Source organism: Polaromonas sp., assembly GCF_016185115.1.
GTDB lineage: Bacteria > Pseudomonadota > Gammaproteobacteria > Burkholderiales > Burkholderiaceae_C > Polaromonas.
Genome location: NZ_JACPOF010000030.1, coordinates 452,719 through 464,523 on the forward strand (window position 1 = coordinate 452,719; position 11,805 = coordinate 464,523).

Consider the following 11,805-nt stretch of genomic DNA (forward strand, 5'->3'; position numbering starts at 1 on the left):
ATTAAAAAATTGAAATCGAATTGGAAGACGCAAAAAACGATGGTTTGTGCACGGGCCTGTCTTGCGCGGCAGCTTTTTTGTCGTTGGTAAATTCACTGAAAAAATCGCTGAACTGCTGTTGCACACCGGCCGACCATGCGGCTTCTGCACAGGCCTGGTCGGCAGGCTCGAGGTAGCTCACAGGCCATCCGGTGGGGCCGGGCAGTACGGCGGCATGCACCAGCCGGCCGAACACGCGCAGGCGGTCCGCGTAAGCGAGTGCTTCATCACGCAGCGGGTCGTCCTGCGCGGTCAGCAGCAGTGTGGGCGGCAGGCTGGCCAGGCGCAGTGCGTTGCCGGGCGCGGCATACGGGTGGGCAGCGTTATCGACGCGCGCCAGGTATTTGTTCCAGCCGTCAGCCCATGTACAGCCGACAGGTCCGGCATCTGCGTCGCGCAATGATTCGGTGGCCATGCACGGGTCCAGCATGGGTGACAGCAAAATCTGCCCGGCGAGTTCAGGCTCATGCCGGTCACGCGCCATCAGTGCCACGGCTGCAGCCAGGTTGCCGCCTGCCTCTTCACCAGCCACAAATACCGGGGCATCCTTGCCGGCCAGCTTTTGCCTGGCCTTGAAAGCCCAGGCCAGCGCCGCATAACCGGACTCAATCGCCTGCGGAAACGGGTTGGCCGGGGCCAATGGGTAGTCGAGCGACATGACAACAGCCCCGGCGGCAGCCAGCAAACGCGGCACGCAGCCGCCCTCTTCCAGCGATCCGGCGACAAAGGCCCCGGCATGAAAGTGCACAACCAGGGGCTGCGGACCGGCCGCGGATGGGTCATGGCGGCCGTAAAAACGCACGTTCAGCAGCGGGCTGGCGGGCGGCTTCAGGCCGATATTGATCTGTTTGTCTACCCAGGCCGGGCCGATGGCGGCAGCTGCGGCGGCGGGTTTTGGAAGGCTGTGCATCTTGTCAGGCCGCAGAACGGCTCCAGATTGTTGCGATGCAGCAGAATGTAGGGCGCTTGGCCCCGGCAATAAATAGCGATTTCGCTCATTCTTTATTTCACCATTGCAACAATGGGGCTTTAAATCTGGCGAATAATCGCTCCCAGCCCGGAAACAGCGCGCCTTGCTGCCACCCCGGGTCACACCAGAGGGAGCGACAAAATGGATAAGTTTTCAGCCATGCAGGCTTTTGTACGTGTCGTCGAAGCCGGCACCTTCACCAAAGCTGCGGATTCCATGGGGGTGCCCAAGCCCTCGGTCACCCGGCTGATCCAGGACCTGGAAAAGGAGCTGGACACCAAACTCCTGAACCGAACCACCCGCAAGGTCACCGTCACCGTCGATGGCGCGGCCTACTACGAACAGGCCAGCCGCCTGCTGGGCGAGGTGCAGGAGCTTGAATCGAGCATGTCGCGCGCCAAAGCCAGCCCGCGCGGCAAGCTGAAGGTCGATATACCCTCGTCACTGGGCCTTTCCATCATCATCCCAGCCCTGCCCGATTTTTATGCGCGTTACCCCGACATACAGCTTGATCTGGGCGTGAGCGACAGACCGATAGACATCATTGCCGAGAACGTGGACTGCGTGGTACGCGGCGGCGAGATCACCGACCAGTCGCTGGTGGCGCGCCGCATAGGCGAGTTCTACATGATGACCTGTGCCTCGCCCGCCTACCTGAAACGCCACGGCACGCCTCAGCACCCGAGCGAGCTCGAAACGCAGCACAAGATGATCCGCTACGCCTCGCCGCGCGACGGCAAGCTCTATGCCTTCACGCTTCACAGCGAAGCGGGCTCGGTCGAGATCAACGGCAAACACCAGCTTTCGGTCAATGATTCGAATGCCGGCGTCACTGCCGCACTCGCCGGCCTGGGCGTGCTGTACACCGCCACTTTCCTGATCCAGGACCACATCAGCAACGGCACGCTTGAGCCGCTGTTCACAGGCTGGTGCACAGAAGCCAAACCGATGTATGTCGTCTACCCGCCGAATCGCCACCTGAGCAACAAGGTGCGTGTGTTTGTCGACTGGATTGCAGAGCTGTTCGCCAAACACGATTTGATCCAGCGCAAGAGCACCTTGCCTGAGGCGATGTGCAAGGGGTGGAGTGCGCCGGCTGTGCCGGCGCTTGCTGGCCGCGCAGAAAAAACCAGCGTAGCCGCAGTTCTGGAAAGTGCCTAGCAGGCAGGTACCGGCGTCTGTCCGCTGCTTATGTAGTCTGGGCCGACCGCATCATCACATCGCATAAAAACTCTGCCGCAGGCGTGAGTGGCAAATCCGGCCGTCGGATCAGCACCACGCTGGGGGCGGGCAGGATCTCTTTCACCTTGATCACACGCAGGGTGTTGCGTACAAACGGAAACACCTCCCACTGCGCGGGCAGCATGGCAATCAGGTCACTGTTGGCCAGCGCCACCATCATCGAGACCGCTGAACGTGCACGCAGCATGACGATGGGCGGTGGCAATTTGTGGGCCTCGAACAGGCGGGCAATGTCATCGTCGGCGTTGTAGTCCACCCCCGTCGTGGCCCAGTGCGCGGACGCGAGGTCTTTCAGGCGTTTGGCTTCCACCAGCGGGTGGCCCTTGCGCACTACCAGCGAGCGTGTGTTGTCGAGTAGGTGCTGCACGGCCAGACCTGCGGCCGGGGCGATGCGCGGTTGCGCACCGATGTAGAAGTCAAGCCCGCCCTCGCGTAGCTCGCGCTCCACATCGGGGAACAGGCCTTCAACAATATTGAGCCTTACCTTGGGGTAGCGGCGCTGGAAGACCGGCAACGCGTACGGCAGCATCATCACGTGCGGCATGATGGACAAGGCAATCGACACCGTGCCTTCGTCCTCACCGGTGTCTTGTGAAATCGCATCGACTGCGCGCCGTGCTTCATTGACGATGGCGCTGGCATGCACATGAAAGCGGCTGCCAGCGGGCGTCAGCACCATACCGCTGGCTTCGCGCACAAACAGGGCGCAGCCCAGTTCACGTTCAAGCGCGCGCACGCTGCGGGTCAGCGCGGGTTGCGGCATGTCCAGCCGCCTTGCTGCGCCGCGCAGGCTACCTTGTTCCACGATCACCACCAGATGCTGCAACTGGTCAAGCTTCATAAAGCCCTTGTCTCAAGCCCCTGAAGAGGGGGATGTAAATATCGAATCGCTTTTTAAAAATTGCCATCTTACGCGAATCACCCTGCAAATCTACAGTGCCACCAGCGCCGCGATTTGATGGCCAAAACAGGAGACAAGACATGATGAAAAGGAAGCCCGGCCGTCGTTCGGCCATCGTTGCGGCCACCCTCGGCTTGCTGATCAACACCACAGCCTTCGCACAGTCCTGGCCCAACAAACCGGTGCGCATGGTGGTGCCGTACGCAGCGGGAGCTGTGCCCGACGTGATCGCACGGCTGGTGGGCGACCGCCTCGCCACCCTCTGGGGCCAGGCCGTCATCATTGACAACAAACCGGGCGCAGGCGGCATTCCCGGCATGACCGCGCTCGCACGTTCACCCAATGACGGCTACACCCTGGGCATGCTGCCGGCGGCTGTACTTAACCTCACGCCTTATCTTTATAAAAACCCGCAATTCAATATTGACACCGACTACACGCCGATAGCGGCGGTGGCGACTGGCCCGATGATGGTGGTGGTCAACAGCAACTCCGACATCCAGACGCTGGCCGACCTGGTGCGCAGCGCAAAGGCGCAGCCGGGCAAACTCAACTTTGCGGCGATGCAGACCAACTCCGTTCCGCACCTTACGGGCGAAATGCTCAGCCGCACCACCGGCATGAAACTCACCACCGTGCCCTACGCAAGTTCGCCCGCGTCAACCACTGCCCTGCTGTCAGGCGAAGCCAACGTCACCATCGATGGCCTGCCGGCACTGACCCAGTACGTCAAGGCCGGCAAGTTCCGCGCGCTGGCAGTGACCTCGCCCAACCGTCTGCCCGGTTTTGAAAACGTGCCCACTGTGTCAGAGACCTTCAAGGGCTTTGAAGCGCTTGGCTGGTTCGCCATGTATGCGCCCGCAGGTCTGGCGCCTGACGTGGTCGAAAAAATCAACCGCGATGTGAACCGCGTCGTGCAGGCGCCAGACCTTGTCGCGCGTTTTGCAGACTTCGGCATCTACCCCAAACCCGGTTCACCCAAAGCCCTGACTGAATTTGTAGATGCGCAGCGTGCGACATGGAAAAAGGTCGTTAACGACCTTGACCTCAAACCACAGTAATCACCCATCAGAACCTCTTTTACTTTCAGGATTTGAGTCATGTTTTTAAAAAACAACTGGTATGTCGCCGGCTTTGGCGAAGAACTCACCACCACGCCGCTCGCACGCACCCTGCTGGGTGAACCGGTCGTGATGTTCCGAACGGAAAGCGGCGAAGTTGCTGCGCTTGAAGACCGCTGCTGCCACCGCAACCTGCCGCTGTCGCACGGCAAGGTTGAAGGCAACTCCTTGAGCTGCGGTTACCACGGCATGGTTTACAACACGACGGGCCAGTGCATCAGGGTGCCCGGTCAGGATGTGATTCCTTCGGGCGCATGTGTCATGCATTTCCCTCTTGTTGAAAAAGACGGCGTATTGTGGATATGGATGGGCGATGCAGACAAGGCAAGCCCCGGGCGCATACCGGACTACCCCATTCACTCTGACCCACGCTGGGCACACAAGGGCAACCACTACACCATCAACTGCCACCATGAGCTGATCAACGACAACCTCATAGATCTGTCACATGTCGGCTACGTGCATGGCAAAACGATAGGCGGCACACCTGGCGCGCACTCTGAAGCGCAAATATCCACCGAGCGGCGCGACGACGGTGTTACCGTGCGCCGTTTCATGCCCGGCACCGTGCCGCCGCCCACATACCAGCGTGCCATGAACTTCGCCGGCAACATTGACCGCTGGATGGAGATCAGGTTCGTGCCAGGCCTGATACGTATCTACATCGGCGTGAATGATGCCGGCCAGGGTTTTGATGAAAAGACCCAGATGGACAAAATGGGCATGCGCATCTTCAACGGCATAACACCCGAGACCGAAAACACCACCCATTATTTCTGGACGGCGGCGCATAACTTCAGGGTAACGGAACCCGAAGTGACCAACAACTTTTACGGCGAGATTTCAGCAACTTTCGAAGAAGACCGTACTGTGGTTGAAGCGCAGCAACAGCGGTTTGAGCAGTTCCCCGGTCGCAAGAATGTCCATATCAAAACCGACGCTGGCGGCATACACGCCCGGCGCGTTATCACGCAGTTGATTGAAGCTGAAAGGCTGGCTGAAAAAGGAAATCAGGCCCCTGCAGGCCCGGTCATACGCATCGCCCAGACCGTGTAGCTCAGGGGTGCGAGCCGGCTTTCGCAGGCAAAACTTTTTTAACCAGAATCACAACGCCCAGCACGATGGCGCCGGTGATCACACCCACCATGGCATCCATCAGCAATGGCGTGATGGCGCCCAGCACAGTGCCAGCTTTTGCAGCAAGCCCTTCGATGAAGTGGTGCAGAGGCGCCAGCCCGTGAGTGATAATGCCGCCGCCCACCAGAAACATGGCAATCGTGCCGGCGACAGACAGGCCCTTCATAAGCCGGGGTGCAGCGGCCAGAATGCCGCGCCCAAGGCTGCGCTGAACACGCCGGCCCGCGGCCTCTCCCTGCAATTGCGTGAGGTAGAGGCCGCCATCGTCGAGTTTGACGATGCCAGCCACCAGGCCGTAAACGCCGGCGGTCATCACGATGGCAATGGAACCCAGCACAGTGAACTGGGTCACGAAGGCACTGGTCTGCACCGTACCCAGTGTGATGGCGATGATCTCCGCCGAAAGTATGAAGTCGGTACGTATGGCGCCCCTGATCTTGACCTTCTCCACGGCCACAAGGTCTACCGCCGGGTCTGACAGCGCCGCCACCAGTTTTTCTCGCTCGGCCTGCTGTTCCTGCCTGCTGTGCAAAAACCTGTGGGCCAGTTTCTCAAAACCTTCAAAACACAGAAACGCCCCGCCAACCATCAGCAAGGGCGTCACCGCCCACGGCGCAAACGCACTGATGGCGAGCGCCGCAGGCACAAGGATGGCCTTGTTGATGAATGAGCCTTTGGCGACTGCCCACACGACAGGCAGCTCACGGTCGGCCTTGACGCCCGACACCTGCTGCGCATTGAGCGCCAGGTCATCACCCAGAACGCCCGCGGTTTTTTTTGCAGCAACCTTGGACAGCACTGCCACGTCATCGAGGATGCTGGCAATGTCGTCAATCAGTGCAAGAAGGCTGCTGGCCATAAAAATCCTGTTTTGAAACTTCAAGGGCGTATTCTGCCCACACATCAAAAAGCCGCCTTGCGGCGGCCTTGCGATAGCCCGTATTGGCTACGCCAATTCGGCTGTCAGCGTGTCAGGCGGCCCAATACAAAACCGAATGCCAGCGCAGCCGCGACGGCTTCCAGTGGACGCTCCTGCACCCACGATTTTGAGGTTTCCAGCGCACGCGCTGGCGCGTCAGTGTAATAACGCGTTTTGCTCACGACACGGTCAGCCGTGTTATTGGCGGTGCTGGCAAGCTTGTCTACCGTTTCATGCGCACTGGTGGTCAGGCGATCCACTGCGCTGCGGGCAGGGTCTGCAACCTTGTCAATGCCACTGTGAAGCGCTGCACCGGCAGAATCCACGCGGCGCTGAACCACACCTGCAGCGTCCACGCCTCTGCCAGTGTCGTAAATACTTTTTTCCATGATGGGAGTCCTTAAAAGGGTCGAACAAATACCAAAGTGAGTTGACCACCTGGCTCATGAACTGACCTTAATTAAGGACGGTGTTTGCCCTTGTGCGCATGGGCATGGCGTCCATGTAGGACAAAGTAGAGTGTGTCGCCGGCGACCCAGGCCGTACATTGGAACTAAGGTTGTCAGTGAAGGATGACACGAGAACCATCCCATGCCTGATGCCATGAGGTTGAACGCTCTCCATCATCAGGCTTCTTCAAATGAAATAGAGAGGCCCGCCATGAACAGGACACCAAAACCGTCTACCGAAGAAGCTGCCAATGATGACCAGGCGCTGGAGTTACCCGTTAATCCTGACGAAGGTTCTTCGCTCATTCCTGATGAGGAGGAGCGTGTCGTGAACGTGCCGTCCTGAACGGCCCCGGTTACAGCGCGACTTAGTCAACCGCGCGCTTGAGCCGGATTTCTTCCAGGCGGGTGCCGCTGAAATCGGTGGTTTTGAGCGATGCCATGTCGCGCTTGAAGCCTGCCGAGTGCTCAAAGAAACCCAGGGCTCGCTCATTGTGCAGCAGCACCCAGAGGGTGGCCTGGGTGCAACCCTCTTCCTTCAGGCCTTCACGCGCGCCGTCCCAGAGGGCCACGCCGCAGCCCTTGCTCCAGTGCTCGGGCAACACATACATGGCCCAGATCTCACCAACGGTTGATTTGGTACCGGCATCGCGCGAACGGTCAAACCCCACAAAACCTACCACCTTGTCGCCTTCAGTAGCCACCAGCAGTTGCGGTTCGCTGTATTCAATGGCTTCACGCCAGAAGGCCTGGCGCTTTTCAACCGTCATCTTTTTGAGGTGATCCTCAGGCATCAAATCTTTGTAGGCAGCCTGCCAGGTGGCAACATGGATTTCGGCAATGGCTTTGGCATCGCGGGCAGTGGCGGGACGAACGGAATAGCTGGACATGTAAGGGAGTATTTGTGAAATATGCGGGGGGGACATGGATTGTCGCGCAAAACACCCAGGGGGTCGCTGTAGCATTCAGGCATGCCATCCGCCCCCGTACGCCCTGAAGACACCCCGGTATTTACGGCCCTGGTTGAACCAACAGGCCAGCATTTTTCAGCGCCCGCCTCAATGACCCTGCTCAACGCCGCCGAGCAGGCCGGGCTTGAAGGCATGCTGATGGACAGTTCATGCCGCAACGGCACCTGCCGCACCTGCATCAGCAAACTCACCAGAGGCCAGGTGCACTACCGCATTGAATGGCCGGGCCTGAGCCTGGATGAGAAACGCGAGGGCTACATCCTGCCCTGCGTCGCGTACCCTCAGTCTGATGTAACGATTGAACTGCCTGTGTGAACAACGTCCACCTTGCTGGCGCCGCCCCCCATACCCCGCAGCGGTGAAGCGGGTTTTCGCTCCTGACCCGCTGCCCTCCTTTACCTGCACGGGTTTTTTGAGCCCTTCAGATGGCATTGAGTGCGGCAAACGTTTTTTCGTGCGTGCCGTTTTTTTCCGCCCATCGCAGGCCCTCCACACGCTTTACGAGGATCTCGCCACGCGGCGGGTTCGGGTTGGCGAGCAACGCCATGACTTCCGCGATGTATTCCGCCAGCGGCATGGCACGCGGGTCGCTCGCCTGCTCAGGCCCGCCCAGTTCGGTTTGTACATAGGGCGGCGCCAGTTCCAGAACCTCAACAGAGGTGTCCCGCAACTGAAAACGAAGAGCCTGCAACCATGCGTGAATGAAGGCCTTGCTGCCGCAATAGGACGGGTAAGCGGCGCGTGGCACAAAGGCCAGGCCTGACGACGTCGCAAGCACGGTCGACCGGGGCTGCGCTCTCAGAAGAGGCAGCAGCCCGGCAGTCAGCTGCAACACACTGAGGATGTTGGTCTGAATCGTCTGCCGCGCCAGCGAGATATCAATGTTGTCACAGGTAAGGTCTTCGACCTTGAAGACGCCGGCGTTGTTCATCAGCACGTTCAGGCCCGGAAACTCCCGCCGTATGCGTACTGCGAAAACTTCGATCTCATCCGGGTCGTCCAGGTCCAGCTGCAGGCCAGACATTCCCGGGTGGGCTGCAGTGATTTCGTCAAGCAGCACCTGGCGACGGCCAGAGATGATGACCTTGTTTCCGAGTGCATGGAACGCCTCCGCCAGCGCGCGGCCTATGCCGCTGGTGCCGCCGGTGATGAGGATGGTGTTGCCGGTGAGATTCATAAGACTTTTCTGAACAAAATAAAAAAGCAAAAAAAGAACTGCCGGGCGCGCTAGGGCGCTCGGCAATTCGCAAAAATAACAGGCTGGCGCTCAGCTGTCCAGACGCGCGCCCGCTTCCCGCACTTTCTTTTCGGACTGCTTGCGGTCATTGGTCAGGAAGCGCGAGAACTGCTCGGGTGTTTCAGACAGCGGCTCGAAGGCGTAGGGGTCCAGTGTCTTTTCGACAAAGGCCGGATCGGCCATCACCTTGCGGTTGGCGCTGGCGATTTCATCAATGACACGTTTCGGCGTACCCTTGGGAACAGCCAGGCCGATGAAGAAATAGGTTTCGGCGTTCGGGTAACCTGCTTCGGCCAGTGTGGGCACATTGGGAATCAGCTTTGCACGCTTGTTGCCGTTGATGGCGAGGATTTTCATCTTGCCCGATGCGAGGTGCGGCGTTGCTGCGGTCACGCCAGCCATCATGGCCTGTACCTGGCCACCCAGCATGTCCTGCACCGCAGGGGCGATGCCCTTGTAGGCGATATGCGTCATCGCCAGCCCTTGCTGACGCAGAAATGCATCGAAGTGAATGTGCGTGGGACTGCCTGCGCCTGCTGAGCCGTAGTTGTATTTTCCAGGGTTTGCCTTGACCAGGGCCACGAATTCTTTCAGGTTGTTGACGGGCAGGCTGCCATCCACGATCAGGCCCATGTTCACAAACGTGACGCGGGTCACAGGCACCAGATCGGTGAGAGGGTTGTAGGGAAGCTTCTTGAAGAGGAACTGATTGGTCGAGAACGACGCGTCAGCACCCCACAGCATGGTGTAGCCGTCGGCAGGCGCCTTGGCCACCATGTCAGCTGCGATCACCTCGTTCGCGCCGCCCCGGTTGTCGATGATGACGGGCTGGTTCCACACTTTTGACAGGCGTTCCGCATAACCACGGGCAACGCCATCCACTGGTCCGCCGGCCGGGTAAGGCACGATGATCTTCACCGGCTTGTTGGGAAAGCCCTGCGCAAGGGCATGTGCGGAACACAGCGAAGCGGCAGCAAGCACGAGTACACGACACAGGGTTGTCCAGTTTTTCTTGATCATTGTTGTCTCCAGTTGCAGGTTGATGGTTGGGGGTTGAGGTCTTCGGGAAAAGGCGGGCGTTTTTCGGGCCGGTGTCACAAGCCTATGAGTGCGGCTGCGTTGGTCGACACCATCTTTCGGACATCGGCTTCGCCATAGCCAAGGTCCAGACAGGTTTCAATCACATCGAGAAAACCGTCGACCAGGCGCGGGTTGCCGACCTGACCGAGGTCCGAACCCAGGATGGTGTGATCCACACCGGCGGCCTTGATGAGCGTGTCCAGCGTCTGCGGGTCATAAAAGCAGAACTTCGACAGCTCGGTAAACATGCACATGGAGTGCTCGACGTAGACGCCCATGCCGACCAGCCGCGTGATGTCCGCAGGCGTGGCATCAATGATGTAGGTCGGGTGGTTGCACAGCAGGCGCTTGACGCCGCGGCGCTTTGCCTCTTCAAACAGCGGCCAGATCTCGCTGATGTGCAGGTGGCCGGAGGACAGCACCACGTCGTGTTCTGCGATGGTGTCGAGTATGGGCATCAGTTCGGACAGCAAACGGCCGGCATCGTCAACCACATGGACGGGCGTGGGCGGCATCATGGTTTTTTTCGAGTTCGGAAAGCCGGGCGTCGCACCGTTCTTGTGATGTTCGATGTGGTTCTTCGATGAAAACGTCGGCATCCACACCAGCTTTGCGCCCAGCGCAATACCGTGCTCCACCGCATAGATATTCAGGCCGCCGCTCTGGTTGTTCAGCGGCACACCGGAGAGCAGCGTCACCTTCATGTGGCGGAAGTGTTTGTTCAGCATCTCCGTCACCGGGGTGGCGGAGTAATAGTGGTCCTTGATCAGCAACGCACGCACACCGGCTTCAGAGGCCTCCTGCATGGCCTCGTAATGGTCGAAGTAGCGCGGCATCACGGATGGTCCGCTGTGGCAATGCAGGTCTATGGCGCCGGTGAGCAGCGATTTGCCCAGGCCCGGATTGTTCTTGCGCCAGGCGCCCGGCTGAAGTGCAGCGCTTTTGGGTTTGTCGATCACATCTGTCATGGTTTGCTCCTGGTGTTGATGGTTGATTGGTACTCACGCAAAGCCGCAGTAGCCGCAGAGCGCATGAACCCCTGGTCAGAGCCGGTCACAAAGCCGCTCACCCCCAGCGCCGCGTATTCAGCCGCCTCTTTCGCATTCGCCGTCAGGAGGAATGCCGGTTTGCCGTGCCGCCTGCAGGCCTCAATGACCCTCAAGGTCGCTGCCTTCACCTTTGGCGAGCCAGCTTCACGGTCGCGGTAAGCCGCAGTCAGGTCACCCCGGCCAATAAAGACCGCATCCAGCCCCTCCACCGCCACGATCTCGTCTGCCTTGTCTATGGCCTCCGGGTCTTCAATCATTCCCAGCAGCAACACTTCCTTGTCAGACGCATCGATGTGCTCCCAGGTCGTGCGCACCCCGTAGTCACCGGCCCGTGGCGAGTTCGAGAAACCCCGTTTGCCCGAGTAGCGGCAAAGATCCACGATCTCTTTGGTAGCTTTGGCCGAGGTCATGTGCGGCACCATCACCCCGAAAGCGCCATCGTCCAGTGCGCCCAGGATGTCGTTGGGCGAGGCCACCCGCACCAGCGGAGCCGCCCCGACTGCGCGTGCCGCCAGGATGCAGGTGTCTGTGGTGACCCGGTCAAACGGGGCGTGTTCTGCATCTATCAGGACGAAGTCATAACCCGCACCGCCGATGATTTCTATGCTGTGGCTGGTCGAGGTCTTGATGAAGGTGCCGTAGACGGTTTCGCGCCTGAGGACGCGTTCGCGGAATGCAGCGGCGCGCGTA

Annotated in this window: 14 protein-coding genes; 5 read left to right on the top strand and 9 right to left on the bottom strand. The window is 59.7% G+C overall.

Annotation, left to right across the window (positions count from 1 at the left end; translation table 11 throughout):
* Window position 1: 1 nt before the first annotated feature.
* Window positions 2-949: an alpha/beta hydrolase gene (locus tag HYX42_RS23120; RefSeq protein WP_293407687.1), complete on the bottom strand. Its 948-nt coding sequence runs from the start codon at window positions 947-949 to the stop codon at window positions 2-4.
* Between the two features lie 201 nt (window positions 950-1,150).
* On the opposite strand from HYX42_RS23120, the gene HYX42_RS23125 reads away from it, so the two are divergent.
* Window positions 1,151-2,170, top strand: coding sequence for a LysR family transcriptional regulator (locus tag HYX42_RS23125; RefSeq protein WP_293407690.1), 1,020 nt, complete (start codon window positions 1,151-1,153; stop codon window positions 2,168-2,170).
* Window positions 2,171-2,198: 28 nt separating this feature from the next.
* On the opposite strand, the gene HYX42_RS23130 is transcribed toward HYX42_RS23125, so the two are convergent.
* Window positions 2,199-3,092: a LysR substrate-binding domain-containing protein gene (locus tag HYX42_RS23130; RefSeq protein WP_293407692.1), complete on the bottom strand. Its 894-nt coding sequence runs from the start codon at window positions 3,090-3,092 to the stop codon at window positions 2,199-2,201.
* 140 nt (window positions 3,093-3,232) lie between these two features.
* On the opposite strand from HYX42_RS23130, the gene HYX42_RS23135 reads away from it, so the two are divergent.
* Both HYX42_RS23135 and HYX42_RS23140 read left to right on the top strand, forming a co-directional pair.
* A complete protein-coding gene (locus tag HYX42_RS23135; RefSeq protein ID WP_293407694.1) occupies window positions 3,233-4,213 on the top strand; it encodes a tripartite tricarboxylate transporter substrate binding protein in 981 nt (326 codons plus the stop codon).
* Between the two features lie 39 nt (window positions 4,214-4,252).
* Window positions 4,253-5,329 (top strand): aromatic ring-hydroxylating dioxygenase subunit alpha, encoded by a 1,077-nt coding sequence (locus HYX42_RS23140; RefSeq protein WP_293407696.1) that lies wholly within the window; start codon window positions 4,253-4,255, stop codon window positions 5,327-5,329.
* Between the two features lies 1 nt (window position 5,330).
* On the opposite strand, the gene HYX42_RS23145 is transcribed toward HYX42_RS23140, so the two are convergent.
* Together HYX42_RS23145 and HYX42_RS23150 are read right to left on the bottom strand one after the other, a co-directional pair.
* Entirely contained in the window at window positions 5,331-6,269 is a 939-nt protein-coding gene (locus HYX42_RS23145) for a DUF808 domain-containing protein (RefSeq protein ID WP_293407698.1), read from the bottom strand.
* A gap of 104 nt (window positions 6,270-6,373) precedes the next feature.
* On the bottom strand, window positions 6,374-6,718 hold the full coding sequence (locus HYX42_RS23150; RefSeq protein ID WP_293407700.1) for a hypothetical protein: 345 nt from the start codon (window positions 6,716-6,718) through the stop codon (window positions 6,374-6,376).
* 271 nt (window positions 6,719-6,989) lie between these two features.
* On the opposite strand from HYX42_RS23150, the gene HYX42_RS23155 reads away from it, so the two are divergent.
* A complete protein-coding gene (locus HYX42_RS23155; protein WP_293407702.1) occupies window positions 6,990-7,124 on the top strand; it encodes a hypothetical protein in 135 nt (44 codons plus the stop codon).
* 22 nt (window positions 7,125-7,146) lie between these two features.
* On the opposite strand, the gene HYX42_RS23160 is transcribed toward HYX42_RS23155, so the two are convergent.
* Complete coding sequence (locus HYX42_RS23160) at window positions 7,147-7,668, bottom strand: GNAT family N-acetyltransferase (RefSeq protein ID WP_293407704.1); 522 nt, start codon at window positions 7,666-7,668, stop codon at window positions 7,147-7,149.
* 81 nt (window positions 7,669-7,749) lie between these two features.
* Here HYX42_RS23160 and HYX42_RS23165 point away from each other — a divergent pair, with 81 nt between their 5' ends.
* Complete coding sequence (locus tag HYX42_RS23165) at window positions 7,750-8,064, top strand: 2Fe-2S iron-sulfur cluster binding domain-containing protein (RefSeq protein WP_293407706.1); 315 nt, start codon at window positions 7,750-7,752, stop codon at window positions 8,062-8,064.
* Between the two features lie 106 nt (window positions 8,065-8,170).
* Here the strand turns inward: HYX42_RS23165 and HYX42_RS23170 are convergent, their stop codons facing one another.
* The 4 genes from HYX42_RS23170 to HYX42_RS23185 form a co-directional block, all read right to left on the bottom strand.
* Entirely contained in the window at window positions 8,171-8,926 is a 756-nt protein-coding gene (locus HYX42_RS23170) for an SDR family oxidoreductase (protein WP_293407708.1), read from the bottom strand.
* Window positions 8,927-9,016: 90 nt separating this feature from the next.
* A complete protein-coding gene (locus tag HYX42_RS23175; RefSeq protein ID WP_293407710.1) occupies window positions 9,017-10,006 on the bottom strand; it encodes a tripartite tricarboxylate transporter substrate binding protein in 990 nt (329 codons plus the stop codon).
* Window positions 10,007-10,080: 74 nt separating this feature from the next.
* Window positions 10,081-11,034, bottom strand: coding sequence for a DUF6282 family protein (locus tag HYX42_RS23180; protein ID WP_293407712.1), 954 nt, complete (start codon window positions 11,032-11,034; stop codon window positions 10,081-10,083).
* Window positions 11,031-11,805 (bottom strand): aldolase/citrate lyase family protein (locus HYX42_RS23185; protein WP_293407714.1); only part of this gene is annotated, 775 nt, incomplete at its 5' end. The genes HYX42_RS23180 and HYX42_RS23185, both read right to left, overlap by 4 nt.